The organism is Chitiniphilus purpureus (genome assembly GCF_025642115.1).
Classification (GTDB): domain Bacteria; phylum Pseudomonadota; class Gammaproteobacteria; order Burkholderiales; family Chitinibacteraceae; genus Chitiniphilus; species Chitiniphilus purpureus.
The window spans coordinates 3,625,629-3,651,556 of the sequence record NZ_CP106753.1 but is presented as its reverse complement, the minus strand read 5'-3'; the positions used below and the strand labels follow the sequence as shown (position 1 = coordinate 3,651,556).

At 64.6% G+C, this 25,928-nt stretch carries 20 protein-coding genes and 3 tRNA genes; 12 read left to right on the top strand and 11 right to left on the bottom strand.

The features are described 5' to 3' along the window. Positions 1–319: 319 nt before the first annotated feature. The 5 genes from N8I74_RS16955 to lplT all read right to left on the bottom strand — a co-directional run bounded on the left by N8I74_RS16955 (position 320) and on the right by lplT (position 7,870). Positions 320–1,432 carry an outer membrane protein assembly factor BamB family protein gene (locus tag N8I74_RS16955; protein WP_333783009.1) on the bottom strand — a complete coding sequence of 371 codons (1,113 nt, stop codon included), beginning with the start codon at positions 1,430–1,432 and terminating at the stop codon, positions 320–322. After that, on the bottom strand, positions 1,429–2,289 hold the full coding sequence (locus N8I74_RS16950; protein ID WP_263124345.1) for an AraC family transcriptional regulator: 861 nt from the start codon (positions 2,287–2,289) through the stop codon (positions 1,429–1,431). Before N8I74_RS16950 ends, N8I74_RS16955 begins: the two co-directional genes overlap by 4 nt. 91 nt (positions 2,290–2,380) lie before the next feature. Continuing rightward, complete coding sequence (locus N8I74_RS16945) at positions 2,381–5,473, bottom strand: efflux RND transporter permease subunit (protein ID WP_263124344.1); 3,093 nt, start codon at positions 5,471–5,473, stop codon at positions 2,381–2,383. Further along, complete coding sequence (locus N8I74_RS16940; protein ID WP_263124343.1) at positions 5,470–6,585, bottom strand: efflux RND transporter periplasmic adaptor subunit; 1,116 nt, start codon at positions 6,583–6,585, stop codon at positions 5,470–5,472. The genes N8I74_RS16945 and N8I74_RS16940 overlap by 4 nt, the downstream gene beginning before the upstream one ends. Continuing rightward, positions 6,578–7,870: a lysophospholipid transporter LplT gene (gene lplT, locus N8I74_RS16935; RefSeq protein ID WP_263124342.1), complete on the bottom strand. Its 1,293-nt coding sequence runs from the start codon at positions 7,868–7,870 to the stop codon at positions 6,578–6,580. Before lplT ends, N8I74_RS16940 begins: the two co-directional genes overlap by 8 nt. Positions 7,871–8,041: 171 nt before the next feature. Between lplT and N8I74_RS16930 the strand changes: the two genes are divergently transcribed. The 10 genes from N8I74_RS16930 (at position 8,042) to N8I74_RS16885 (ending at position 16,533) form a co-directional block, all read left to right on the top strand. After that, entirely contained in the window at positions 8,042–8,668 is a 627-nt protein-coding gene (locus N8I74_RS16930; protein WP_263124341.1) for a DedA family protein, read from the top strand. Then, on the top strand, positions 8,665–9,735 hold the full coding sequence (gene alr / locus N8I74_RS16925; RefSeq protein WP_263124340.1) for an alanine racemase: 1,071 nt from the start codon (positions 8,665–8,667) through the stop codon (positions 9,733–9,735). Before N8I74_RS16930 ends, alr begins: the two co-directional genes overlap by 4 nt. Before the next feature lie 113 nt (positions 9,736–9,848). Continuing rightward, on the top strand, positions 9,849–11,072 hold the full coding sequence (locus tag N8I74_RS16920; RefSeq protein WP_263124338.1) for an aspartate kinase: 1,224 nt from the start codon (positions 9,849–9,851) through the stop codon (positions 11,070–11,072). A 140-nt stretch (positions 11,073–11,212) separates the two neighbouring features. After that, positions 11,213–11,306 (top strand) — tRNA-Ser (locus N8I74_RS16915). A gap of 648 nt (positions 11,307–11,954) precedes the next feature. Beyond that, complete coding sequence (locus tag N8I74_RS16910) at positions 11,955–12,275, top strand: c-type cytochrome (RefSeq protein WP_263124337.1); 321 nt, start codon at positions 11,955–11,957, stop codon at positions 12,273–12,275. A gap of 39 nt (positions 12,276–12,314) precedes the next feature. Next, the gene (locus N8I74_RS16905) at positions 12,315–13,877 is read left to right on the top strand and encodes a multicopper oxidase domain-containing protein (protein ID WP_263124335.1); all 1,563 of its coding nucleotides are present in this window, start codon (positions 12,315–12,317) and stop codon (positions 13,875–13,877) included. Between the two features lie 10 nt (positions 13,878–13,887). Beyond that, positions 13,888–14,265 carry a hypothetical protein gene (locus tag N8I74_RS16900; RefSeq protein WP_263124333.1) on the top strand — a complete coding sequence of 126 codons (378 nt, stop codon included), beginning with the start codon at positions 13,888–13,890 and terminating at the stop codon, positions 14,263–14,265. A gap of 566 nt (positions 14,266–14,831) precedes the next feature. Next, positions 14,832–14,908 (top strand) — tRNA-Arg (locus tag N8I74_RS16895). A gap of 39 nt (positions 14,909–14,947) precedes the next feature. Further along, positions 14,948–15,023: transfer RNA gene (locus tag N8I74_RS16890), tRNA-Glu, on the top strand. Positions 15,024–15,234: 211 nt separating this feature from the next. Continuing rightward, positions 15,235–16,533 carry a cation:proton antiporter gene (locus tag N8I74_RS16885; protein ID WP_263124332.1) on the top strand — a complete coding sequence of 433 codons (1,299 nt, stop codon included), beginning with the start codon at positions 15,235–15,237 and terminating at the stop codon, positions 16,531–16,533. A 163-nt stretch (positions 16,534–16,696) separates the two neighbouring features. Here N8I74_RS16885 and N8I74_RS16880 read toward each other — a convergent pair whose 3' ends face one another. From N8I74_RS16880 to N8I74_RS16870, 3 genes are all read right to left on the bottom strand, one after another. Continuing rightward, the gene (locus tag N8I74_RS16880; RefSeq protein WP_263124330.1) at positions 16,697–16,966 is read right to left on the bottom strand and encodes a hypothetical protein; all 270 of its coding nucleotides are present in this window, start codon (positions 16,964–16,966) and stop codon (positions 16,697–16,699) included. A 558-nt stretch (positions 16,967–17,524) separates the two neighbouring features. Then, positions 17,525–18,103 (bottom strand): PEP-CTERM sorting domain-containing protein, encoded by a 579-nt coding sequence (locus N8I74_RS16875; RefSeq protein ID WP_263124329.1) that lies wholly within the window; start codon positions 18,101–18,103, stop codon positions 17,525–17,527. Between the two features lie 699 nt (positions 18,104–18,802). Further along, positions 18,803–19,381, bottom strand: a complete 579-nt coding sequence (locus N8I74_RS16870) for a PEP-CTERM sorting domain-containing protein (RefSeq protein ID WP_263124327.1) — start codon at positions 19,379–19,381, stop codon at positions 18,803–18,805. Between the two features lie 613 nt (positions 19,382–19,994). On the opposite strand from N8I74_RS16870, the gene N8I74_RS16865 reads away from it, so the two are divergent. Both N8I74_RS16865 and N8I74_RS16860 read left to right on the top strand, forming a co-directional pair. Beyond that, positions 19,995–20,768 (top strand): DODA-type extradiol aromatic ring-opening family dioxygenase, encoded by a 774-nt coding sequence (locus N8I74_RS16865; RefSeq protein WP_263124325.1) that lies wholly within the window; start codon positions 19,995–19,997, stop codon positions 20,766–20,768. A 299-nt stretch (positions 20,769–21,067) separates the two neighbouring features. Continuing rightward, a complete protein-coding gene (locus N8I74_RS16860; RefSeq protein WP_263124324.1) occupies positions 21,068–22,126 on the top strand; it encodes a carbohydrate-binding protein in 1,059 nt (352 codons plus the stop codon). Between the two features lie 302 nt (positions 22,127–22,428). Here N8I74_RS16860 and dnaJ read toward each other — a convergent pair whose 3' ends face one another. The 3 genes from dnaJ to dnaK are packed head-to-tail and all read right to left on the bottom strand — an operon-like array spanning position 22,429 to position 25,895. Beyond that, entirely contained in the window at positions 22,429–23,553 is a 1,125-nt protein-coding gene (dnaJ, locus tag N8I74_RS16855; protein ID WP_263124322.1) for a molecular chaperone DnaJ, read from the bottom strand. A 42-nt stretch (positions 23,554–23,595) separates the two neighbouring features. Further along, positions 23,596–23,949: a four helix bundle protein gene (locus N8I74_RS16850; RefSeq protein ID WP_263124320.1), complete on the bottom strand. Its 354-nt coding sequence runs from the start codon at positions 23,947–23,949 to the stop codon at positions 23,596–23,598. Between the two features lie 17 nt (positions 23,950–23,966). After that, positions 23,967–25,895, bottom strand: coding sequence for a molecular chaperone DnaK (gene dnaK, locus N8I74_RS16845; protein ID WP_263124319.1), 1,929 nt, complete (start codon positions 25,893–25,895; stop codon positions 23,967–23,969). Positions 25,896–25,928 lie beyond the last annotated feature (33 nt).

Sequence of the window (25,928 nt, the reverse complement as noted above, 5' to 3'; positions counted from 1 at the left end):
TGCGGACAAATATGCTGCCCGCCACCGTCATGCTTTCGGCATTTTCACAACAGCGCGGCGGGGCTCGAACAGGAGACTGGGGCAGGAGGCGCACGCTGCAACCCGTGTCGGCCCGCGCATCCACACCACGGAGCAGCACTGCGATGAGGGGCGGCGAAGCCGGTGCGGGCAGGCCGGCTCGCCCAGCAGGTCGGGCAGCCGGTGCCAGGCCGGCACCATGCCCAGACCGGGCGATGTGTGGGGTCGTACTGGCGGCATCAACGACGCCCCTGCGTACGGCTGTCGCCGCGGCCGCATCGCCTGCTGCTGCCCAGGCCGTTCAGCGCAGCGCCACGCCGTAGAGCGTGCCATCCTCAGCACCGACCAGCAGTGTGTCGCCATCGATCACCGGCTGGCCGAACAACCCCGCTGGCAGCGTGGCCTGCCAGCGCAGCTTGCCATCCTGTCCCACCGCGCTCACCTTGCCCGGCGCCTGCGGGCGATAGGCGTCGCCGGTGGCGAGGACGATCTGGCCATCGTAGGCCAGCGGCGCGGTGAAGGCGTTCTGCCCGGTGTTCACCCGCCACAGCGCCTTGCCATCCTTGGCCGCCAGCGCCTGCAGGAACAGCCCGTCAGACGAACCGACATAGACGGTGTTGCCGTGCACCAGCGGTGTGGCCACCACCCAATCGGTGCCATGGCTTACTTGCCAGCGCGGCTTGCCGCTGGCGAGGTCGACCGCGTGCACGGCCGCGTCGCGGCTGCCATAGATACCCAATTGTTGCCAGGTGGCGATGGCGGATTGGATGGTGTCGCGGTTGGGCTGTTGCTGCCAGGTGGGCTTGCCGTCGGCGAGACGGACCGCAGCAAGCCGCCCGCCCGCGTCGGCGACCAGCACCTGGGTGCCGGCGACGGTGGGCGTGGCCATGATGCGATCGCTGGCGGCATATCGCCAGCGCGTTTGCCCCGATTGTGCGTCAAGCGCGTGCAGCGCGTTGCCGAACGCGACCAGGAGCATATCGCCGCGCACTATGGGGCTTGCCTGATAGCTGTCCCACAACTTGAACATGGACCAGTCGCCCTGGTCGCCCAGATCGCGCTGCCACAGCACCCGGCCGTCCTTGCCGGACAGCGCATACAGCTGGCGGCTGGTCTGCACGATCAGCGCATCACCGCTGCGCGCCGGCTGGCTGCTGAGCGAACCCTTGAGCTGGGTCTGCCAGCGCAGCTGGCGATCGCCGGCTGCATGGGCCTGCACCAGCCCTTTGAAGTTGCCGACGACGATCAGGTCATCGATGCGCAGTGGCGCGGCACGTATCGGTGCACCGGTGGCGAGTTGCCAGCGGATGTCGCCGGGGGCGGCTTGGACATGGAGGGCAGCTGCGGACAAGGCAAGGGCGTACAAGGGGGCTCGCATGGCGACTCCGGGGCGATGCAGGGTGGAAGGATTCAACGCTGCCGCGTGACGAGGGGCAGGTACAAGGTACGGCAGACCAGGGGGTGGGATCGGTCCGGGTAGGCTTCGAGCATGGGCCGGGCAGGGTCCGGGACAAAGCGGCGGTTGGGCGGCCACAGGCCGAACAGGCTGCGCCAGCTGCGGTAGGGCTCACCCGGCAACAGATCGTAGGCGGCGTACAGACCGCCGGGCAGCTCGCCGATCGCGTAGTGACGCGGCAGCGCCGCGCCGGCAGCCAGTGGAATGCAAAGGTCATAGCAGGCTTCGTGCCCGCCTCGCAGGTGCAATAGATCCTGGCGGGCGCCATAGAAGCCCGCAACCGGGTAGCGGGCGCTGTCCAGGGCCGCCTGTGCCGCAGCGATGAGGTGCGCTCCCCACACGCCGCGAAAACGTCGATAGATCACCCGCATGGAGGGCTGCCGTACCAGCCGGAGTCGGGCCGGATCGGGGGCCGTGCCGTCGGCGAGCAGCTCCGGGTTAGGGGCCATGGCGGCACGGGCACGGCCGGCCCAGTCGTTCCAGCCGCCTTGCCGCCAGTCGCTTGCGCTCATGCCGAAATGCCGGCGGAAGCCCTTGGCCAGTGAAGTGGCGTAGCAGAAGCCCGACTCCGCTGCGAGGGTGCCGATCGCCAGCCCCGGTTCAGCCAGCAGCCGGTAGGCACAGCTGTAGAGCCGACGCTTGCGCAGCGTCTCGAACGGGGCCTCGCCCACCTCCGCTTCGAAGGCACACACGAAATGGCAACTGGAGTAGCAGGCGGCGGCGGCAAGCTCATCCAGCGTCAGCGCGTTGCGATAGCCGCGGTTGATGAGGTCGACGGCGCGCTCGATACGAAGCTGTCGAGGGCTGCTTTGCATGGGGTGGGCATGAAGGACGATGCCGGAATCATGCGTCCGGCACCGCGCCCGTGCTTTGCCTGGATTGCCTGCGTCGTGTCCGCGATTGCGATCAGTGCGGCAGCCGGTCGTGCAGCGCGATCGGCTGTTCGCGTCGCCAGCGGCGGGAGAGGGCGTCAAAGCCGAGGAACAGCACCGGGGTGATGTACAGCGTGATCAGCTGCGAGAACAGCAGCCCACCCACCACCGCGACGCCGAGCGGCTGGCGCAATTCGGCGCCGGCACCGATGCCGAGCGCGATCGGCAGTGCGCCCATCGCTGCGGCGAAGGTGGTCATCAGGATGGGCCGGAAGCGCAGATGGCACGCCTGGCGGATTGCCTCCTGCGGTGCAAGCCCCTGGTTGCGCTGCGCCTCCAGCGCGAAATCGATCATCATGATCGCGTTCTTCTTGACGATGCCCACCAGCAGCAGGATGCCGACCATGGCGATGAAGCTCAGCTCCAGCCCCACCAGCTGCAGCGACAGCAGCGCGCCGATCGCGGCCGAAGGGATGCCGGCCAGGATGGTGATCGGATGCACCCAGCTTTCGTACAGGATGCCCAGCACCAGATAGATCACCGCCACCGCGATCAGGATCAGCCACAGCTGGGTGTTCTGGGTCTGGGCGAACAGCGCCGCCTCGCCGGAAAAGCTGCCGAACACATGGCCGGGCAGGCCGATGCGCCGTTCGGCGGCGGCGATGGCGGCCGCGGCATCGGACAGCGCATGGCCGGGGGCGAGGTTGAACGACAGCGTGACCGCCGGTAACTGGGCCTGATGGTTGACGGCGGTGTTGACCGGCTGGCGCGTCACGGTGATGAAGCTGGACAGCGGTACCAGCGTGCCGTCGCGGCTGCGCACACGGATCGCGTCAAGGTCCGCCTCGTCGCGCCGGTAGCGCCCATCCAGCTCCATGATCACCGGGTAGCTGTCCTGCGCCAGATAGAGCGTCGAGACCTCGCGGCTGCCGAATGCAGCGTACAGCGTGTCGCGCAGTGTCTGCATGTCCACGCCCAGGAGCTGGGCGCGGTCGGTGTCGATGGCGAGCCGCGCCTGCAGCCCGTCCCGTTTCACGTCCGAATTGAGATCGGTGAGGGTGCCGGACTGACGCAGTGCCGCGAGCAGCCTGTCCGCCCACAGATAGAGATCGTCCGCCCGCACCGCCTGCAAGGTGTACTGGTAGCTCGACGACGACGAGCGGGCGCCGACATTCAGATTCTGCGTCGGGCGGAAGAACACCTTCACGCCTGGCACACCGCCGGTGTCGCGGCGCAGGCTGGCCAGCGCCTGCTGCATCGGCGCACGCTCGCCGCGTGGTTTGAGCGTGATGAAGAGGCGGCCGCTGTTGCCCGAGTTGCCGACGTTGGACACCACGTAGGCCACGTTGGGATTGTGCTGCACCCGGCGCGCGATCTCCTGCTGGGCCGCCAGCAGCGCGGGATAGGCGATGTCCTGCGGGCCTTCCACCGTGCCCTGGATCTGGCCGATGTCCTCCTGCGGAAAAAAGCCCTTGGGCGAGATCATGTAGAGCCACGCGGTCAGCCCGAAGGTGGCCAGCGCCAGCAGCAGCACCGGGGTACGATGGGCCAGCGCCCAGTCGAGCGAGCGCCGGTAGCCGGCAAGCGTGCGCTCGAACGCCTGCTCGAAGAAACGGCTCCAGGCGGGCGGGCGCCGTTGCGCCCCGTCGTGTCCGTGCCGGATGAAGCGCGAGGCCAGGAGCGGCACCAGGGTCAGCGACACCGCCGCCGAGACCAGGATGGACAGCGACACCACCGCCGCGAACTCGTGGAACAGCCGGCCGATCACCCCGGGCATGAAGAAGATCGGGATGAACACCGCCACCAGCGACACTGAGATCGACACCACGGTGAAACCCACTTCGCGCGCGCCGCGTACGGCGGCCTCGAATGGCTGCATGCCGTCCTCGATATGGCGCACGATGTTCTCCAGCACCACAATGGCGTCGTCGACCACCAGGCCCACTGCGATGGTCAGCCCCATCAACGAGATGTTGTCCAGGCTGTAGCCCAGCCACAGCATCAGCGCGAAGGTGGCAAGGATGGACAGCGGCACCGACACCGAAGGGATCAGCGTGGCCGAGAGCCGGCGCAGGAACAGCAGGATCACCAGCACCACCAGCGCGATGGTGAGCAGCAGCGTGAGGTTCACATCGTGGATGGCCTCGCGCACCGAGCGCGAGCGGTCGTTCAGCTCGCGGATCTCGATCGAGCCGGGCAATTGCGACTTGAGCCGGGGCAACGTTGCGCGGATCGCATCGACCACTGCCACCGTGTTGGCGCCGGGCTGACGCTGGATGGCCAGCACGATCGAGCGTTCGCCGTTGACCCAGCTGCCGCTTTTGACGTTCTCCACGCTGTCCTGCACCTTGGCCACGTCGCGCAACCGCACCGGCTGGCCGTTCTTGACCGCGACGATCAGTGGCGTGAAGTCGGATGCCTGCTTGAGCTGCCCGGTCTGCAGGATCAGCACCTGGCGCCGGCCTTCAAGCTGCCCCACCGGGGAGTTGGAGTTGGCCGAGCGCAGGGCGCCCGCGAGTTCCGGCAGCGTCAGGTCACGCGCCGCCAGCCGCTCGGGGTCGACTTCGACGCGCACCGCATACTTCTTCTGGCCGAATACGTTGACCTGCGCCACCCCGCTGATGGTGGACAACGCGGGGCCGACCAGGTTGTCCGAGTAGTCGTTCAGCTCGGCCAGCGACAGCGAAGGCGAGGACAGCGCGATCAGCAGGATGGGCGCGTCCGACGGGTTGACCTTGCGGTAGGACGGCGGGCTGGTCATGTCGTCCGGCAGCGCACGGCTGGCGCGATACAGCGCCGCCTGCACGTCCCCCGCCGCCGAATCGATGTCGCGGCTGGTATCGAACTCCAGCGTGATCGATGTGCTGCCCAGCGTGCTGGATGACGTGATCACGCTCAGTCCCGGGATGGTGGAGAACTGCTTCTCCAGTGGTGTGGCCACCGAGGTGGCCATGGTCTCGGGGCTGGCGCCGGGCAGGTTGGCCGAGACATTGATGGTCGGCGTATCGTAGGTGGGCAACGCGGCGATCGGCAGCTTGAACCAGGCGGCCACCCCGGCGACCACCACGGCCAGCCAGATCAGATAGGTGGCGACCGGCCGGCGGATGCACAGCTCGGAGACATTCATGCGCCCGCTCCGCGCGCGGGCCGGCCGGCCGGTCGCACCGGGGCCACCTTCATGCCCGGGCGCAGGTTCTGCCCGCCCTCACGTACCACGACGGCGCCTGGGGTGAGCCGGTTGACCACCGCCCGCTCGTCAACCACCCGCACCACCTCGACCTGCTGGTCGCGCACGCTGCCGTCGCCTTGCAGCACGTAGACGAAGCGCCGTTCCGGGCCGCTCAGCACCGCTTCGGCCGGGATCACCACCACGCCCTGTTCGACGCCGGCGTCGATCTCGACGCGTGCGAACAGCCCAGGCCACAACTGCCGGTCCGCATTGGCGAACTCGGCCTTGAGCCTGATGGTGCCCGCATCCGGATCGACCGCGTTGTCGATGAACACCACCTTGCCTGTGCGTTCACTGCCGTCTGCCAGCCGGACACGGGCGGTGAGCGCGCCGCGCGTCTGCGTGGCGAGCAGCAGCGGCAGATCCCGCTCGGGCGCGGTGAATTCGACCTGGATCGGATCGAGCTGTGCCAGCGTCACCATCGGGTCGGCGCTGCCGGGCTGCACCAGGCTGCCCGGGTGCACGTTGATGGCGCCGGCGCGGCCGGCGAACGGTGCGGCGATCCGGTTGTACGACACCTTGACCTGGTTGGTGGCGCGCTCCGAGCGTGCGGCGGCAAGCTCCGCCTGCAACGCGGCCACCTGGCTTTGCGTGGTATCGACGGCGCTAGGCGAGAGGAATCCCGATGCGGCCAGCGTGCGGTTGCGATCCAGGGTCTGCTGCGCCAGCGCAAGATCGGCCTCGATCTTGCGGATCAACGCGGCGCTGCGCGTCAACACGGTTTCGTCCTCACGCGCATCCAGCGTGAACAGCAACTGGCCGGCGCGCACGTCCTGTCCTTCGCGGATTTCGACGCTGCGCACGGTGGAGGAGATCTTGGGGCGGATCTGCACCTGGTTGATCGCCACCACGTTGCCTTGCGCCGCCAGGGTGATCGGCACGTCCTCGCGTACGGCCGTGACGATGCTGACCTTGGGTGTGGGATTGCGGGGGGCGGCGTCGCGCTCGCGCTTGGCGCAACCGCCCAACGCCAGCGCGAACGCCAGCGCGGTGATCAACGTTCTAGTCATGCATGATGCCTGCGCGCAGGCCCTTGCGGTAACGGTGGATGATCCAGACCATGGTCAGCGCCACAAACAGGCCGAAGCCGCAGATGATCCAGTGCATGGGTGGCATGCCGCTGGCCTGGAACTGGCGGGCGATGACCGCGGGGGCGTCGGGCGGCAGCGGGCTGCTCATGAATTTCACCAACAGGGCGTGCGTGCCGACCATGACGAGGATGCCGAGGTTTTCATTGAAGTTCTGTACCGCGATCGAATGGCCGGCGCCCATCAGCAGATGCCCCCGATGCTGCAGCATTGCATTGAGGGGAACCACGAAGAAGCCGGCCAGCGCCCCGATCAGAAACATCAGCAACGCGGCCAGCGCCGTCTGGTTGACAAACAGCATCCCGATCACGAGCACACCCATCAACACCCCGGCCGGCAGCACGGCGAAGGCCCGCTTGAGCGGGATATAGCGCCCGGCGATCAGCGCGCCGAACGCCGTTCCGAATGCCACCACGGCGATGAGCCGGGTTGCCTGTTCCATCGTGAAATGCAGCCAGATCACCGCCCAGTTGAGCACCACCAGCCGCATGCTCGCTCCCGCTCCCCAGAACAGCGTGGTCACCGCCAGCGACAGCTGGCCCTGCGGATCACGCCACAACCGGGTCACGCACCAGCAAAACTCCCGGATCAGCGTCCATGGTGCGAGGCGCAGCGGCTTGAGCTGGACATTGAGCCGGGGGATGTACAGGTTCACCCAGGCCGCCGCCAGGTAGACCAGCAAAATTACCGCGATCGCCCACTGCCCCTGCGACAAACCGGTGGCGGGCAGCCAGGCATGCAGCAGCACGCCGGCGCGATCGCCCGCGAGCAGCCCCCCGAGCACGGTACCGAAGATGATCGCGGCCACCGTCGCACCTTCCAACCAGCCGTTGGCGGCCACCAACTGCTCGTGGGGGAGGTATTCGGTGATCAGGCCGTACTTGGCCGGTGAGTAGGCGGCCGCGCCAAAGCCGACCAGTGCATAGGCGAAGATCGGCGGCAGCCCGATCAGCATGGCCACACAGCCCGCGATCTTGATGCCGTTGCAGATCATCATCGCCTGCCCCTTGTGCCAGGCATCGGCAAAGGCCCCGGCAAACGGCGCCAGCACCACGTACGACACTGTGAAGCTCCACAACAGCATCGACAGATGCCATTCGGGGGCCCGCAGCTCCTTCAGGAGCGCCAGTGCGGCGATGAACAGTGCGTTGTCGGCCAGCGCCGAGAGGAACTGCGCGCCAAGAATCAGGAAAAAACCGCGATCCATCTGGATGTCCAGGCTGCTAGTTCGGCTGGTTATAACACACGCAAATCACTCATGGCGTGGCAGGCGTCCATCCTGTAAGCGGACAGCGGCAGCACGCCCGGGAACTTGCTGGTGGCTTGAGATGCCCATGCTATGATCCGCCATCGCGCAGCGGCGCCAGGCTTGTACCTGATGGATATCCTGCAATACCTTGTCACCATCTTCACAGATTACGGCTACCTTGCGGTTTTTCTGGTGCTGCTGGTCTGTGGATTCGGTGTCCCCATCCCTGAGGACGTCACCCTCGTGGCCGGCGGCATCATCTCCGGCCTGGGGTACGCCAACGTGCATGTGATGTTTGCCGTCGGCATGGCCGGCGTGCTGGTCGGTGATTCGATCATGTTCTGGCTGGGCCGCCACTACGGCACCCGGGTGCTCCGATGGCGCTGGGTGGCCCATGTGCTCACGCCGGAACGCTACGAGGCGGTGCAGGACAAATTCGCCCGCTACGGCAAGCGGGTGCTGTTCATCGCCCGATTCCTGCCAGGGTTGCGCTCCCCGATCTTCCTGACCGCCGGCATGAGCCAATGCGTGCCATTCTGGCGCTTTCTGCTGCTCGATGGCCTGGCCGCGCTCGTCAGTGTGCCGGTATGGGTCTACCTCGGCCACTTCGGCGCGCACAACCACGAATGGCTGCTCACATGGATCAAGCGCGGCCAGACCGGCATTCTGGTGGCGCTCGGGCTGCTGCTTGCCGTGCTGGCGATCTGGTACTGGCGTCGCCGCCGGGAGCGTCGTGCCGATGAGGCCATGCTGTGAGCCGTCCGCTGGAATTGGTGATCCACGAGGCGGCGATCCGCCACAACTACCGCCTGGCGAAGTCGCTGGCGCCGCAATGCCTCGCCTTCGCCGTGGTCAAGGCCAATGCCTACGGGCATGGTCTGACACGCGTGGCGCAGGCATTGGCCGAGGCAGACGGCTTTGCCATCCTGGAAATCGAGGGCGCGCTGGCGCTGCGCCGGATGGGCCTGACGCAACCCATCCTGCTGCTCGAAGGGGTGTTTTCCGAAGCCGAGCTGGCGCTTGCCGCACACCATGATCTATGGCTGGTGCTGCATGAGGACCGCGCACTCGCGTGGCTTGAGTCGATGCGGCTTGCACGGCCGGTGCAGGTATTCCTCAAGCTCAACAGCGGCATGAACCGGCTCGGCTTTCCGGCGGCCCAGGCGCCGGCACTGGCGGCACGGCTGCGTCGCTGCGCCAATGTGGCCGGTGTCACCGTGATGACCCATTTTGCGACGGCCGACGAGCCTGAGCGTGGCATCGCGGCGCAGGCGGCCCGATTCGATGCCGCTGTCGATGGGTTGGGGCTGCCGGTCTCGCTGGCCAACTCGGCTGCGCTGATCGATTACCCTGCGGCGCGGCGCGGCTGGGTCCGGCCCGGCATCATCCTGTACGGCAGCTCGCCGTTCGCGCACCGCACTGCTGCTGCGCTCGGACTGCAGCCGGCGATGACGCTGCGCTCGCGGGTGATCGGCGTGCAGCAGCTTCAGCCGGGTGACACGGTCGGCTACGGCGCGACCTTTGCCGCCACGGCACCGATGATGGTGGGCATCGTGGCCTGCGGCTACGCCGATGGCTACCCGCGCCACGCACCCACCGGTACGCCCGTGCTGGTCGACGGCATGCCGAGTTACCTGGTGGGGCGGGTGTCGATGGATATGCTGGCGGTCGATCTGACGGCGGTGCCCCAGGCGGGGGTCGGTACGCCGGTGGAGCTGTGGGGTGCCGGATTGGCGATCGATGCCGTGGCCGCCGCAGCCGGTACGATCGGTTACGAATTAATGTGCGCGATTGCCCCCAGAGTGCCGGTGCTCACTGGCTGAGCCCTCGAAAAGCCCTGCTGCTTTCTTTACAATGCCCATTTTTGCCGTCGCCGCTGCCCCAGCGTGCGGCGCGCGGCGGCGTCTTGCGTATTCTCCAACCTACAGGTTGCAACATGGCATTGATTGTCCAGAAATACGGCGGCACCTCGGTCGGCTCGCCGGAGCGCATCAAGAACGTGGCGCGGCGCGTGGCCAAGTTCAAGGCGCAGGGGCACGATCTCGTCGTGGTCGTCTCCGCCATGAGCGGCGAGACCAACCGCCTGATCGCGCTGGCCAAGGAAGTCCAGGCGAATCCGGACCCGCGCGAGCTTGACGTGGTGATCTCCACCGGTGAGCAGGTCACCATCGGCCTCTTGGCGATGGCGCTCAAGGAGCTGGGCGTCGATGCCCGTTCCTATACCGGTGCCCAGGTCAAGGTCCTGACCGACTCCACTTTCACCAAGGCCCGTATCCAGTCGATCGACGACGAGGCGATGCGCGCCGACCTTGCCGCCGGGCGCGTGGTGATCGTCGCCGGTTTCCAGGGGGTCGATGCCGAAGGCAACATCACCACGCTGGGCCGCGGTGGGTCGGATACATCCGGTGTGGCGCTCGCTGCTGCGCTGAAGGCCGACGAATGCCAGATCTACACCGATGTCGATGGCGTCTACACCACCGATCCGCGCGTGGTGCCTGAGGCGCGCAAGCTCAAGACCGTCACCTTCGAGGAAATGCTCGAAATGGCGAGTCTGGGTTCCAAGGTGCTGCAGATCCGCTCGGTGGAGTTTGCCGGCAAGTACAACGTGAAATTGCGCGTGCTGTCGTCCTTCCAGGAAGAAGGCGAGGGCACGCTGATTACCTTCGAGGAAGATCCCACTATGGAAAAGCCCGTCGTCTCCGGCATCGCCTTCAACCGTGACGAAGCGCGCGTCAACGTCACCGGCGTGCCCGACAAGCCCGGCATTGCGTACCAGATCCTGGGCCCGGTGGCCGATGCCAATATCGATGTCGACATGATCATCCAGAATCTGGGGCAGGACGGCACCACCGACTTCAGCTTCACCGTGCCGAAGAACGATCTTGCCCGCGCGATCAAGGTGCTCGAAGGCGTGCAGAATCACATCGGCGCGCGCAGCGTCGTCGGCGACGACAAGATCTGCAAGGTCTCCATCGTGGGCGTGGGCATGCGCAGCCACGTCGGCGTCGCGTCCACCATGTTCCGTACGCTGGCCGAGGAAGGCATCAACATCCAGATGATCTCCACCTCCGAGATCAAGATTTCGGTGATCGTGGACGAGAAATACCTGGAGCTGGCGGTGCGTGTGCTGCACCGCGCCTTCGGCCTGGACCGCGACTGACCGCTGCGGTCACCGCAAGCGCCCGCACCGGCAACGGTGGCGGGCGTTTTTCGTTTGTCCGCGCGTGGTGCCGCCCCTTTTCGTGACGGCGATTGTCATTGACGGGTAGGGGGGGCCACGGTAATATCCCGCTTCCTCGCGGAGACGTGGATGAGTGGCTGAAATCACCTCCCTGCTAAGGAGGCATACGGGCTTAAACCTGTATCGAGGGTTCGAATCCCTCCGTCTCCGCCAGGAACATTCTCCCAAGTCATCGACTTGGAAAGCGATCGAGCCGCCTTCGGGTGGCTTTTTTGTTTTCCGGCTTCCAGCAGCGCAGCTGTTCTTGACCGTGGCTTCACGGCATGGCCCGTCGGTCCCCGCATCGCTTGCAACGACACATGATCGGTGCGGGCCCACCTCATTGATGCGGGTGGACGAAGGCGTCGCGCAGCCGCGTCCATCCTGCTTGCCCTTGCTGCTGGCTCTGCGCGCGGCAGTGCTTCACTGCCGGCAACGAGGGCGATGGCACGCCGTGTTCCGGTCCAGGCGGTATCACCCGTGTGCAAGGTGGCGCCACGCTGCTGTCGCCTTTTGTATGTCTTTGAACGGCGGGGCGGTGATGTCGCGGACGGATCACCGCGTTGTCTGGGCCGCGCAGGTGTAGGCGCCGATGCCGGCGCCAGCCGGCGCCACGCGATCCGGTCTTTGATCGTGCATGACAGGGTGCTTCGAATTGGCCATGGCCCGGCCAAGCCAATCATGACGCGCCGCTGCACGCGTCAGCCGTTCGGCAGAACGCAGTTCCGGTTATGTCGTGCCACCGCGATCCCAGGCACTACCTTGTTGTTGTTCAGGTGCCGTTTGTGCCCTGCAGCAATTGCAACAGCAAGGAGAAAGGCAATGCGTCGATACACATCCCTGGCAGCACTTGCAGTGGTCTTCAATGTTTCGTCCGTGGGTGCAAAGGCGGAAGACGTCGGTGCCAAGCTGGCCCGGGAGAAGAACTGTCTCGCCTGTCATGCGATGGACAAAAAGCTGGTCGGGCCCTCCTACAAGGACGTGGCAAAGAAGTACGCGGGCCAGAAGGACTCGGTGAACCTGCTTGTCACGAAAGTGATGAAGGGTGGCTCGGGCGTATGGGGTGCGGTTCCCATGCCGCCTCAGGCAGTCAGCGACGCTGAAGCGCATACCCTTGTGAAGTGGATTCTCAAGCAGCAGTAGATGGGTGGCGATCCCACTGTCTCGTTGGAGGATGAACCGATGCGCTTCAAGCAACGTACCAAGGTGTGTGCAGCCCTGCTTGGCTGTGTGCTGCTCGTCGCATGCGCCATCAGCGACGATCCGTATGACATCCGCAAGATGGATCTGAGTCCGAAACCGGCGGTGATCAGCAACGAACGCTACACCGGGCCCTTTGCCGCGGGCAGCGCGCTGAGCATGGACGCCTACGTCAAGCCATTGTCGCCTGAGCCGGTCAAGGAGGTGCGGCTGGATACGACGCACAAACTCATCGATCTGGCACCCGGCGTGAAGTTCAGCGCATGGACCTTCGGCGACACCGTGCCCGGCCCGGTCGTCCGGGCGAAGGTCGGGGATCGCATCCGCTTCACCATGACCAACCGATCCGATGAGCCGGTGCCGGGCGTACGCGTCACCGCGGCGCCGATGATGCACTCGATGGACTTTCACTCGGCCATGGTCTCACCGCAGGACAAGTACCGCTCCATTGCGCCTGGCCAGACCATTTCGTTCGAGTTCACCGCGAACTATCCGGGCGTGTACATGTACCACTGCGGTACACCCATGGTGCTCGAGCACATCGCTTCGGGCATGTACGGGATGATGATCGTTGAGCCGCGCAAAGGCTATCCGACCAAGGTGGACCGGGAGTACGCCATCGTCCAAAGCGAGTTCTACACTAAGCCCGACCCCGAAAAACGGCAGGTGGATGGCGTTCCGCTGTACCTACTGGACGGCGATCGTGTCCGTGCCAAGGCGCCGACGTACACGGTCTTCAACGGCAAATACAACGGCTTTGTCGACAACCCGTTGCCCGCCAAGCCCGGGGAGCGGGTCCGGCTGTTCGTGCTGAACGTCGGACCTTCCAATACCTCAAGCTTCCACGTCGTGGGCACCATCTTTGACCGCGTCTGGATGGAGGGCAATCCGGACAATCAATGGCGGGGGGCACAGACGGTCCTGCTGGGTTCCAGCAATGCCGCCATCGTTGAATTCCTGGTGCCGGAGAAGGGCAGCTACGTGATGGTCGACCATCATTTCGCCAATGCTTCCCAGGGGGCCATCGGCCTTATCGCCGCAGGGGGCGGGGCCGGTGAGCATGCACCTGCGGGTGATCCGGAGCACCACAACATCCCGGCGACGGCCGCGCCGACCGATCCGGTTGCGCAACGCGGCAAGCTTGATTTTGAGTCAAAGTGCCTGGCATGCCATTCCATTGCGGGCGGCGAGAGGCTGGGGCCGGATCTGTATGGCGTGACGAAGCGGCGCAGCGAAGCCTGGCTGGTGAAATGGATGCGCAATCCGGAGCAGATGGCGGCCAGTGACGATCCGATCGCCAAGCAGATGCTGGAAAAGTACAAGGTACCGATGCCGAACCAGAACCTGTCTGAGCAGGAGATCGAACAGTATCTGGCCTACTTCCGGTGGGCAGATACCCATCTGAAGCCCAAGGGCACCAGTCAGCCTCAGCCTGCAACACCGGATGCCGCGCTGCCGCCTTCCCAGACCAAATCCGCGGTGCCGTTGCCGGCGGAATCCAAGCAGCCACCGTCTCCAGCGACGACCTCCGGGCACAAGCACTAGGAGAGGCCCCATGAAGCCGTTGCTGTCTTCGCTGGCGTGCGCTTTTGCTGCGATCCTCCTTGCCACGCAGGCCATGGCCTGTGGTGTGTGTGTCGAGGACAGGATGGCTGCAACCTATGATGACGCTGTGGTGCGGCAGGCGGCGAGCCGCAGGCATTGGGTGGTGTTCTGCGAGGTGAAAGGCGTCGTTTCAGCCGAGCAGCTGCGGGCAGCGGCGCAGGCGGTGCCAGGCGTGGACCCCCGGAGCATCCGTACTTCCTTGCAACCGGCTGCGCTGTCGTTCTCGCTTGATCCTGCCAGGCAGACGCCGGAAGGCGCCGTTGATTTGATTGCGACGCAGGCCGGCCGGCATGTCCAGGTGGAACTGCTCAAGACGATGGCGCCTTGAGTCTCAAGGGTGGGGGCTGCCGCCCCCCGCTCTTCCTGTGAATTGCCGGCATGACCGCCGCGCTGTTTCGCCGGACTGCTCGGATCAGCAGTGCCCGCCATGCCGATCTGCCTTACCATGGATCGTCGATCTTCTGGCAAGGAAGGTGCATGTGGCGCGTCGACTCTGAACCTGGCCCCGTGGCGCAGCAACGGTCCGGGCGCGGGTGGCTATCCAGGCCCGGCACCCCGTCTTGCGGGGTGAGCAACGTGGCCGCGGTGATCGCCGGGAGGTTTCGGGAATCGGTCTGCATGGTGCAGCCCACCCGGTTGTGCAGATCGGCGGGTAGGACCGAAGCGGCTACCGGCGGCTTCAACCGCGGCCCTGGCGGCGCGGGGCGGTTCCATATGACTGGAGACGGTTGCACCTGCCCGGATTGCTGATCCGAGGTTAGGCAACGCGAAGAAATGCAGCGATAGCACTTGCGCGTAAATCCATGTCTTTGCTATTGTTTCGGTCTCGCGTGAAACGGCGTTGGGCTTGAAACGGCCTGGTTCCGTCATCACCGGGAATCTGCAGTAACCCGCGCACCCGTAGCTCAGTTGGATAGAGTATCTGGCTACGAACCAGAGGGTCGGGCGTTCGAATCGCTCCGGGTGCGCCAGCTTCAGTCCCGTTGCCGTTCCTGACGGCAGCGCGCCTCGTCCCCATCGTCTAGAGGCCTAGGACACCGCCCTTTCACGGCGATAACCGGGGTTCGAATCCCCGTGGGGACGCCAGATCCCAGAAGGGCCTGCGCTGATGCGCAGGCCCTTTTTCGTTGCCATTGCCTTCCCGCCTTCCCGCCGGCGTCCGGCGTTCCTGTTCCAGGGACGCGGTCACGCCGGATACCGCGTTGTCGCTGCATCCTCACCGGTAATCGTCAACTTACCAAGATGCTTGCCGCCACCTAACGTGAGGGGCAGGGTCCGCTGTGGAGAGGGGGAATCGATGCTGTTCGCGGTCTGGGCGTCCTTGATCGGCGGCCTGATGATCGTCATGGCCTTGGCCGGCTCGCTGCTCAAGCGCCTGCCGGTCAGCATGGCGATGCTCTATCTGGCGGTCGGCTATGCCATCGGTGAAGACGGTTGGGGGCTGTTGCGCCCAGACCCGGCCCGCCACGCCATGTTGCTGGAACGCCTGGCCGAAGTGGCGGTACTGGTGTCATTGTTTGTGGCTGGACTCAAGCTTGGCGCCCCGCTTTCCGACCGCCGTTGGCGCGCAACGCTGCGGCTGGCGGTCGGATCGATGTTGCTGACAGTGGCGTTGATCGCACTGGTGGCCTGTTTTGCGTTGGGGTTGCCGCTGGGAGCGGCCGTGTTGCTGGGGGCCATCCTTGCGCCCACCGATCCGGTATTGGCTTCCGATGTGCAGGTGGAACACCCGGAGGACCGCGACGAACTGCGCTTTTGCCTGACCGGCGAGGGCGGGTTGAACGATGGGACCGCTTTTCCACTGGTCATGCTGGGATTGGGGCTGCTGGGCCTGCATGATCTGGGTGACTGGGGTTGGCGCTGGTGGCTGCGCGATGTGCTGTGGGCCGTGGCAGGCGGGCTATTGATCGGCACCTTGTTGGGCGGCTGCATTGGCCGGCTGGTCGTGTATCTGCGCATCCGGCACCGCGAAGCGGTGGGGCTGGACGAATTCCTGGCGCTCGGGCTGATCGCCCTGGCCTATGGCGTGGCGTTGTTATGCCATACCTATGGATTTCTGGCAGTGTTTGCCGCAGGCCTTGCATTGCGCCGCACCAGTGCGACCGAGCGGCCGCCGACCGAGCCCACGTTGCCGGCTGCGCCGCCACGCGAAGTGCTGGAAGGGGTGGCAACCACGCCGGAACTGGCAGGTTGTTACATGCGCCATGCCATGCTGTCGTTCAACGAACAACTGGAGCGGATCGGCGAAGTGGCGCTGGTGCTGCTGCTTGGCGCGTTGCTTGCGTTCGTTGCGCCACCGGTCAGCGCAATCTGGTTCGTTCCGCTGCTGTTCCTGCTGATCAGGCCAATAGCGGTGGCCTTGGGTCTGGCCGGGTCCGGCATGCCGCGTGGCCGACGTCTGTTGACCGGCTGGTTCGGCATCCGCGGTGTCGGTTCGATCTACTACCTGATGTTCGCGATCAACCATGGTCTGCCGCAACCGCTGGCCCAGGAGCTGACCGCGCTGACGTTGACGACGGTGGCCACTTCCATCGTCCTGCATGGCATTTCGGTGACGCCACTGATGCGCCGCTATCAGCAGCGCAAGCCACACTAGCGCGATCCGGCTACCCAGGGGACCGTGCCTGCTGAAGCGTCCGAACCATTGGCGGTGTGGCCCAGGTGGTCGAGCCGGCCGGGACATGCCCGGCCGTCGTGATGCCGCAGGGAAGGGGAAGGATGGGCGATGCTGCGAACCGGGCAGCGCAGGGCGTGTTCGTTCAATAATGCGCGCGCCCTGTGGCGCGCAGTGTCTGGCCGATGGCGTCGGTCAGCTTGCGATGGGCGACGGCCAGATCCTCCGGTGCCTTGCTCGATATGGCGTGAGCCAATGTGGTAAGCACCACGCTCCAGGTTTCCGGATTGGGTGTATGTCGGCTTTGCTTCTTGGCGAACGCATAATCCAGTGCGGCTTCCACCGTATCCAGGTAGCGGTGCAGCCCCCCGGTCTCCTGGGTTTCGATCAATGGGTCCAGCGGCGTCGTGCTCATCGCGGTCTCCTTCATCATGACGGTACCTGGGGTCATTTCAAGGCTTGGCTTGCTGTTGCCTGCGCGGCATCGCAATAGCCTCATTCGATGCATGCCGAGCCCTGTGCCCAAGACCAATCTAGTTGGCCTAAATTGTTCTGATCAAAGGATTTTTGCTGAGCGTGCAATCTTCACGGTTGAAGGGCCGGAAGAAGCGCCAAACGTCATATTATCGTTGACGTTCGGTTTGTTGAAATTTTTTTGAAAGTATTTGTGATGAAAGTAGATTGTAGGGCTTTATTTTGTAGAGAATATGAAAGAATTATATTGACTTGATGTGTAATTGATTTTCCTGCTTGCAGCGCTGGCTACAACCGCAGTGCCAAGACGGATGCACATGGACAGGTGGGAAACACAGCCAGCCCATCGATCAGCTGGATCCTTCATGGTGATCGTAAAGGCTGAGGACAGGCATGCAATCAGTGTGTCGGGTTGGCTTGGCAATTGCCGGCACAAGCCTGCGCCGAAAATGCAAACACCCGCCCAGAAGGCGGGTGTTTGCAGATAACCGCAGGCGGATTACTTGGCCTTGCGGCGGCGTGCAGCCATCAGGCCCACGAGACCCAGGCCCATCAGGGCGTAGGTTTCGGGTTCCGGTACCGGCGTGGTCACTTGCAGGTTGTCGAAGGCCACGTGCTGGCCCAGCGAAGTGAACGAAACCTTGTCCACGCCGCGGAAGTTCAGGCCGAACAGCTGCGGATACTGGTTGTTCAGCACGATGTCCTGGCTGTAGATCTCGACGCCATTGCGGAAGCCGGCGATCTTGACGGTCAGCGAGCTGTCCCAGGCCGAGGTGAAGTAGCCACCGTAGAAGTCGAAGGCGTTGCCTGCCGAGAAGCTGATCGGGTTGGCATAGGCGGTGTAGGCAACCCATTCGCCGGAAACCGCGCCACGGTCGTAGCCCGAACCCGGGTGGTAGGACTGGTGCAGGGCGTAGGTGTTGTCCCAAGTAAAGCCGCCGTAGTTGCCGAGCGCGTTCAGATTGGTACCGGGATTGGCACCGGGGACATCGTCAAAGGTCAGCGTGGTGACTGCGGCTTGCGCTTGGCTGGCCAGCAGCAGGGCGGCTGCGATCAAGGACAACTTGAAGGTTCGCATGTGAGCTCCAAAGTTTGGGAAAGAAGCTAGAAGTGCCGGTGTTATTTCATACTGCGTTGACCCGGACGGTGTCCGAAACCGGACAACAGTCAGGGCCAGACTATCCGGCCCGCACATGCTAGATGTGTCTGCGGATAATTACAATTGTTGCAACAAAAATATTGCTTGGTAGAAATTTAACATTGCAGTTTTAAGACAGACTTTGTTGCAGTCCGATGGCATGGCGATATAAAGCGGGCACCTCACTGACGCCCGGTTCATAGTGAGCCACTGCTGTTCCGGGATATAAGCCCCTGACGCAGAAGGCCGGAATTACGATGGATGCAATTTTTGTCAAACCGTCTGTCGTCGACCAAGGCTTGGGATCGGGCCACCTTGGTTTGACAGCCGCTGGCGCAATCCAGAGCAAGTCCTGGTCCATCGTCCCATTCACGTCAGCGCAAGGCTGACTGGGTGATGGGTGATGCCCAATGGGGATGGGCAACGGGGCAGGATAGGGCTCCTGCTGGAGGGCATCGGTGGGCAGCCCAGACGGATACTGCAGTGCGTCAGGTGATGGAATGGTGCAAGGCGCGATGCGTGCCCGAAGGGATTGCGGGTACACATCAGTGCTGGTGGTGCGCGGGCAGGAAAACCGGCACAGGGACCGGATTGCAGACACCCGCCGGGTGGCGGGTGTCTGCAGGTACCGCAGGCGGATTACTTGGCCTTGCGGCGGCGGGCAGCCAGCAGGCCGACGAGGCCCAGGCCCATCAGGGCGTAGGTTTCGGGTTCCGGCACCGGCGTGGTCACTTGCAGGTTGTCGAAGGCCACGTGCTGGCCCAGCGAGGTGAACGACACGCGATCGACGCCGCGGAAGTTCAGGCCGAACAGTTGCGGGTAGTCATTGTTGACCACGATGTCCTGACTGTAGATCTCGACGCCATTGCGGAAGCCGGCGATCTTGACGGTCAGGGTGTCGTCCCAGGCGGAGGTGAAGTAGCCGCCGTAGAAATCGAAGGCGCCGCTTGCGGAGAAGCTGATCGGGCTCGCCCAGGCGGTGTAGCCGACCCAGTCACCGGAAACGGTGCCGACGTCGTAGCCCGAACCCGGATGGTAGGACTGGTGCAGCGCGTAGGTGTTGCTCCATTGGAAGCCGGCGTAGTCCACCAGTTGGTTGTTCGACGAGCCGGCGTTGGCGCCCGGAACGTCGTCGAAGGTGATGGTCGTGACAGCTGCTTGGGCTTGGCTGGCCAGCAGCAGTGCTGCTGCGATCAGGGACAACTTGAAGGTTCGCATTGATGCTCCAAAGATCTAAGGAAAGGTTGAAAGAACCGGTTCTTGTTCGACTTGCGCTGGCCGGATTGCATTGCGCGCATGCAAAGGATTAAGGCCAGACTGTCCGGCGCGCATATGCTAAAGGCGTAGCGGGAGAATTACAATTTCTGCAATGAATATAAGAATTCAATGAATTAGAAAATCATGATTATCTGAAAGGATTGGAATACAAGCGCACCTTTCAGTTGACATCGGGGTTATGCCTGCTGTGCGGGTGTGAACGGCAAGGTGTAAGTAAACGGCATGAAGCTGTTTATTATCAATGGTATGGGGAGGTTTTCCGGGCGTATTGAGGCCCATTGGATGACCGCGTGGCAGAGGCGAAAAGCGGGGTGTCCCAGCGCGGCATGGGACACCGATGTCGACTTTTCGCAACTGCTGCGCCACTGCCCGCGATATGGAAAACAGGGCTGTTCCACGGGCTTGGATATGTAAGCAAATGTTGCTGCTGCCCTGGGGTGCCGACTCAGTCGTGGTCTGACGCTGATAGGCAGGGCAGCAGTGACCGGATCGCCTGCGCGCCTGTGGACGCTTGCCGCTTGGCGCTACCGTGACTGCCACAAGGAGTTGTCTCATGTCTCGACTGCCGACGTTGTTCATCTCCCATGGCTCACCGATGCTGGCGCTGGATGCGGGCGCTGTCGGCCGCAGCTGGGACGAGTTGGCCCGTTCGCTGCCGCAAGTCCGTGCGGTGTTGATTGCATCGGCGCATTGGCATGTACCGGGCAGCGCGGTCACGGCTCACCCGTCTCCGGAAACCATCCATGACTTTCGCGGCTTTCCCCCTGCGCTGTATGCGCTGCGGTATCCCGCGCCCGGTGATCCGGCGCTGGCGGAGCAGGTACTGCAGTTGCTGCGGCAGCATGGGTTCGCCGCGCACAGTGATCCGGTGCGCGGATTGGATCACGGCGCCTGGGTGCCGCTGCAGGTGATGTATCCGCAGGCGGACGTACCCGTGGTGCAGCTGGCGTTGGATATGCGGCAAGGCCCAGCCTGGCACGAGACGCTGGGTCAGGCCCTTGCCGCACTGCGCGACGAGCAGGTGCTCATCATCGGTTCCGGCAGCCTGACCCACAATCTGCAGGATGTATTCAATCCAATGGATGAGCCGCTGGACTATGTCGCGCCCTTCCAGGCGTGGATGCATGACCACCTGGTGCGCGGTGAGCGGCAGGCGCTGCTCGACTACCGGCGTCATGCGCCCCAGGCGGCGCGCGCCCACCCGACCGAGGAGCATCTGCTGCCGCTCTTCGTGGCGCTGGGCGCCGCCCACGGCGATCCGGCCCGGCGCCTGTATGACAAGGTCAGCGACCGCGCGCTGGCGATGGACCTCTATCGCTTTGGCTGAAGCATCCGGCACCGTCCTGCCCATCAACCGTGACCTGTTGCCCACTGGTGCCGTCGGCAGTGCCGGTATGGCGAGGGCAGGGCCGGCGGCCTGCCTGCTGTGCACCGATGCCGGCGCGCTTCGCATCACACGGAGCGGCTGCCGCTCGGCCCCTCGTTGACCACCGTTCATGCCATCCGCTGCCGCTGCAGCCCGCTGGGTGCGGCCCGCGACCCTTGACACCCGGCCGATCGCCATCGACGCTTACCTGGCCCATGCTCAATGCATGGCGCGATAACCATAATTCGAGGAGTGCATTCATGAGAATCAGTCAACTGTTGGCCGTGCTGCTTTGCACGGCCGGTGTGGCCGCCCCGGCACTGGCCTGCACGCCGCCACCGCCGCAGGTCGTCAAACTGCCGGCCGGCCCCGATGGCAAGCTGCCCGTCGTCGCGCCCGAGCTGGACCCGCGCTATCCGTTCATCCCGGCGCCGACGCCGGGCATGTGCCCCACGGCGGCCCGCTTCGCCTATCGGGGAACCATTGCCGGTCTTTCCGACAGTGAGCTTGTCGCCCGTTTCGGCAGCGATGTGGTGCCGCTGGCCGCGCCGTGGCAATCGGCGCAGGTGTACAACGCGGGCGATCGGGTGTCCTACCAGGGGGCCAATTACCAGGCACGCTGGTGGACGCACGGTGAGGCGCCCGGCTCGGCCTGGGGCGCCTGGCAGTATGAGGAGGGCAGCGCCCTGCCGACGGCATGGTCCGCCAACCGCAATTATCAGGCCGGTGAGCGCGTGCTGTTCGACGGCAAGCTCTTCCAGGCGCGCTGGTGGACGCAGAACGAGCAGCCGGCGGTGGGCTGGGGCGCGTGGAACCTGCTGGGCAACGCGCCGGCGGGGCAGATCAACCTGGGAGCCCTGCCCGGTCTGTATTCGGTGACGGTGAGCAAGGCGGGTGGCGAGCTGACGCTCAACTACCAGGCGCAGGTGGTCACGCAATACACGCACCGGGTGACGGCCGATTGCCGTGTCGCGACCGAGGCATCGACACCGGCCAAGCTTGCGGAGCGTTGGGAAGTGCACGTGGATGGGGCACGGCTGTACAACGCCGCGCTGACCGATGTGCTGAATTCGGGCACGCAGCCCCCGCCGCCGCCGCCAGTGCGTGCGCCGGACGGCAGCTGCCCGGTGCCGGCGGGCACCGTGCTGCAGACCAACAGTGCCGCCACCTTGCTGCGCGGCACCGCCAAGGTGCCGGCAGGGCCGCGCTTCGTCAGCGTCTGGTCGTGCATCGGCGATCAGTGCCGTCCCAGCACGTTGCTTGATCATGCGCGCATGGGGGCGGATGCGGTGGGCACGCCGCAGTACGTGCAGCCCTAGGGCGTTGTAGCCGCAAGGCCGCCTGGGGAGGCACATTGCCGCGCCAGGCGGCCTTGCCGTCTGCTGCCGACGCAGCCTGGAACGCAGCACAGCGCCCCGATGCGGTGCGCGGTGCGCGGAGCAGGGCAGGTGCGAGGTGCCGGAGCCGTTGGGCCGCCCTGACCCGCTGCATGCGGATGGGGCGTATCACTGTTGGTGGCGTCGCGGCCCACGGCGATGCGGCATCGGACGACACAAATGCATATCGCCCCGAAGCGGGGCGATATGCAAAGCGTCTCAGCGGGATGAGGCTGCCGCGCCGGTCAGGAGAAGAAGTCCTTCACCTTGTCCATGAAGGACTTGGCGCGCGGGTTGTGCTTGGCGGCGTCGCCGGCGCTGATCTCCTCGAATTCCTTCAGCAGTTCCTTCTGGCGACTGGTCAGGTTGACCGGCGTTTCCACCACCACATGGCACATCAGGTCGCCGGTGATGGCGCTGCGCACGCCCTTGATGCCCTTGCTGCGCAGCCGGAACACCTGGCCGGTCTGCGTGCCGGCCGGAATACTGATCCGCGCCTTGCCGTCGAGCGTCGGGATCTCGATCTCGCCACCCAGCGCCGCCACGGTGATGCTGATCGGCATCTCGCAATGCAGGTCGTTGCCCTCGCGCTCGAACACGCCGTGCGCCTTGAGGTGGACCACCACATACAGATCGCCCGGCGGGCCGCCGTTGACGCCCGGTTCACCCTCACCGGAAAGGCGGATGCGGTCGCCTTCATCGACGCCGGCCGGAATCTTGACCGCCAGCGTCTTGGCCGTCTGCACGCGCCCGTTGCCGCCGCAGGTGCGGCACGGATCGGGGATGTACTTGCCGCTGCCATGGCAGGTGGGGCAGGTCTGCTGGATGCTGAAGAAGCCTTGCGAGACGCGTACCTGGCCGTGCCCGCCGCAGGTATGGCAGGTCTTGGCTTCGGTGCCCGGCTTGGCGCCGCTGCCGTGGCAGGTGCCGCATTCTTCGTGCGACGGGATCTTGATCTGCTTCTCGATGCCCCGGGCGGCCTCCTCCAACGTGATTTCCATGTTGTAACGCAGGTCGGCACCGCGATACACATTGGAGCGCCCACCGCCACCGCCGCGGCCACCGCCGAAGATGTCGCCGAAGATGTCGGAGAACGCATCGGCAAAGCCCCCACCACCGAAACCGCCCCCCACGCCCGCCTGCGGATCGACCCCGGCGTGGCCGTACTGGTCGTAGGCGGCGCGCTTTTGCGGCTCGGACAGGATCTCGTAGGCCTCCTTGGCCTCCTTGAACTTCTCCTCGGCTTCCTTGCTGTCCGGATTGCGGTCCGGGTGGTACTTCATCGCCAGCTTGCGGTAGGCCTTCTTGATGTCATCGTCGCTGGCATCGCGATTGACACCGAGGACGTCGTAAAAGTCTTTTTTGGACATGTATGTGAGGTGTGAGGTGTGAGGTGTGAGGTGGTCCGTCTGCTATTCCCGCTTGAGCGAGCGTATCAGGCCACCGAGCAAACCGAACACTTCATTCAAACCTTCCTCCAATTCGTGAGAGGGCTCAGCCAAACCTAGCCGGCACACCAGCAAATACTGGGTTTCCAGCTCGCTTAGCGAACCTCGGGCAATACCAAGAAAATGCCCGAATTCCTTTTCAGTCATCCGGGCGGCACCTTCTGCGATATTGCTTGGCACAGATACGGCGGCGCGTCGCATCTGGCTGGTCAGATTGAAAGCTTCATCGCGTGAAAGCGTGGAGGTGAAGGCGTAGACCATCTCGACCAAACGCATGGCTGTCTGCCACGCCAGCAAGTCATGATGTTTACGCCTCACCCCTCACTCCTTACGCCTCACTTGTTCTCTTTCACCTCGGTGAACTCGGCATCGACCACATTGCCGTCGTCGCCCTTGCCGGCCTCGCCGCCGGCGGCCCCGGCGGCTGCCGCGCCCTCGGCACCCTGCTGGCCGTACATCTGTTCAGCCAGCTTGTGCGATGCCTGCATCAGTGCGTTGGTCTTGGCTTCGATCGCGTCCTTGTCGTCGCCCTTCACCACCGCTTCGAGCTCGCTGATCGCGGTCTCGATGGCGGCCTTCTCGTCGGCGGCGATCTTGTCGCCGAATTCGGTCAGCGATTTCCTGACCGAGTGGATCATCGCGTCGCCCTGGTTGCGGGCGGTGACCAGCTCGGAGAGCTTCTTGTCCTCTTCGGCATTGAGCTCGGCGTCGCGCACCATGCGCTGGATCTCCTCCTCGGAGAGGCCCGAGGACGCCTGGATCTTGATCTTGTTCTCCTTGCCGGTGGCCTTGTCCTTGGCCGACACATGCAGGATGCCGTTGGCGTCGATGTCGAAGGTCACCTCGATCTGCGGCGTGCCGCGCGGTGCCGGCGGGATGTCGGTCAGGTTGAATTGGCCCAGGCTCTTGTTGGCCCCCGCCTTCTCGCGCTCGCCCTGCAGCACGTGGATGGTCACCGCGCTCTGGTTGTCATCCGCCGTCGAGAACACCTGCGATGCCTTGGTCGGGATCGTGGTGTTCTTCTGGATCAGCTTGGTCATCACGCCACCCAGCGTCTCGATGCCCAGGCTCAGCGGGGTCACGTCCAGCAGCAGCACGTCCTTGCGATCGCCACCGAGCACGGCGCCCTGGATCGCGGCGCCGACGGCCACGGCCTCATCCGGGTTCACATCACGGCGCGGCTCCTTGCCGAAGAACTCCTTCACCTTGTCCTGCACCTTGGGCATCCGGGTCTGGCCGCCGACCAGGATCACGTCGTCGATGTCGGATGCCTTGAGGCCGGCGTCCTTCAGCGCGATGCGGCACGGCTCGATCGAGCGTTCGATCAGGTCGTCCACCAGCGACTCGAACTTGGCGCGGGTGATCTTCAGCACCAGGTGCTTGGGACCGGTGGCGTCCATGGTGATGTACGGCAAGTTCACTTCGGTCTGCGCGCTCGACGACAGCTCGATCTTGGCTTTCTCGGCGGCTTCCTTCAGCCGCTGCAGCGCCATCACGTCCTTCTTCAGGTCGATGCCCTGATCCTTCTGGAACTCGCCGATGATGTAATCGATCAGGCGTTGGTCGAAGTCCTCGCCGCCGAGGAAGGTATCGCCGTTGGTGGCCAGCACTTCGAACTGCTTGTCGCCATCGACATCGGCGATCTCGATGATCGAGATGTCGAAGGTGCCGCCGCCCAGGTCATACACGGCGATCTTGCGGTCGCCCTTCTCGCTCTTGTCCATGCCGAACGCGAGCGCCGCGGCGGTCGGCTCGTTGATGATGCGCTTCACCTCAAGACCGGCGATGCGGCCGGCATCCTTGGTGGCCTGGCGCTGGCTGTCGTTGAAGTAGGCCGGTACGGTGATCACGGCTTCGGTCACTTCCTCGCCAAGGTAGTCCTCGGCGGTCTTCTTCATCTTGCGCAGCACTTCGGCGCTGATCTGCGGCGGCGCCTTCTTGTCGCCGCGCACTTCCACCCAGGCATCGCCGTTGTCCGCCTTGACGATGCTGTAGGGCATCAGGTCGATGTCCTTCTGTACCTCTTTCTCTTCGAACTTGCGGCCGATCAGGCGCTTGACGGCGTAGAGCGTGTTGCGCGGATTGGTCACCGCCTGGCGCTTGGCCGGCGCGCCGACCAGGATCTCGCCGTCATCCTGATAGGCAATGATGGACGGCGTGGTGCGTGCGCCTTCTGCATTTTCGATGACTTTGGGCTGCCCGTTCTCGATGACGGCCACACAGCTGTTGGTGGTGCCCAGATCGATACCGATGATTTTTGCCATTTTCAGATTCCTTTCATTCGCGCCGCGCCCAAC

Excerpts from the sequence above, each read along its gene's own strand:
- N8I74_RS16950 (WP_263124345.1), bottom strand. The coding sequence starts at position 2,289 with ATGCAAAGCAGCCCTCGACAGCTTCGTATCGAGCGCGCCGTCGACCTC.
- N8I74_RS16945 (WP_263124344.1), bottom strand. The coding sequence starts at position 5,473 with ATGAATGTCTCCGAGCTGTGCATCCGCCGGCCGGTCGCCACCTATCTG.
- N8I74_RS16940 (WP_263124343.1), bottom strand. The coding sequence starts at position 6,585 with ATGACTAGAACGTTGATCACCGCGCTGGCGTTCGCGCTGGCGTTGGGC.
- lplT (WP_263124342.1), bottom strand. The coding sequence starts at position 7,870 with ATGGATCGCGGTTTTTTCCTGATTCTTGGCGCGCAGTTCCTCTCGGCG.
- N8I74_RS16930 (WP_263124341.1), top strand. The coding sequence starts at position 8,042 with ATGGATATCCTGCAATACCTTGTCACCATCTTCACAGATTACGGCTAC.
- N8I74_RS16920 (WP_263124338.1), top strand. The coding sequence starts at position 9,849 with ATGGCATTGATTGTCCAGAAATACGGCGGCACCTCGGTCGGCTCGCCG.
- N8I74_RS16910 (WP_263124337.1), top strand. The coding sequence starts at position 11,955 with ATGCGTCGATACACATCCCTGGCAGCACTTGCAGTGGTCTTCAATGTT.
- N8I74_RS16905 (WP_263124335.1), top strand. The coding sequence starts at position 12,315 with ATGCGCTTCAAGCAACGTACCAAGGTGTGTGCAGCCCTGCTTGGCTGT.
- N8I74_RS16900 (WP_263124333.1), top strand. The coding sequence starts at position 13,888 with ATGAAGCCGTTGCTGTCTTCGCTGGCGTGCGCTTTTGCTGCGATCCTC.
- N8I74_RS16885 (WP_263124332.1), top strand. The coding sequence starts at position 15,235 with ATGCTGTTCGCGGTCTGGGCGTCCTTGATCGGCGGCCTGATGATCGTC.
- N8I74_RS16880 (WP_263124330.1), bottom strand. The coding sequence starts at position 16,966 with ATGAGCACGACGCCGCTGGACCCATTGATCGAAACCCAGGAGACCGGG.
- N8I74_RS16875 (WP_263124329.1), bottom strand. The coding sequence starts at position 18,103 with ATGCGAACCTTCAAGTTGTCCTTGATCGCAGCCGCCCTGCTGCTGGCC.
- N8I74_RS16870 (WP_263124327.1), bottom strand. The coding sequence starts at position 19,381 with ATGCGAACCTTCAAGTTGTCCCTGATCGCAGCAGCACTGCTGCTGGCC.
- N8I74_RS16865 (WP_263124325.1), top strand. The coding sequence starts at position 19,995 with ATGTCTCGACTGCCGACGTTGTTCATCTCCCATGGCTCACCGATGCTG.
- N8I74_RS16860 (WP_263124324.1), top strand. The coding sequence starts at position 21,068 with ATGAGAATCAGTCAACTGTTGGCCGTGCTGCTTTGCACGGCCGGTGTG.
- dnaJ (WP_263124322.1), bottom strand. The coding sequence starts at position 23,553 with ATGTCCAAAAAAGACTTTTACGACGTCCTCGGTGTCAATCGCGATGCC.
- dnaK (WP_263124319.1), bottom strand. The coding sequence starts at position 25,895 with ATGGCAAAAATCATCGGTATCGATCTGGGCACCACCAACAGCTGTGTG.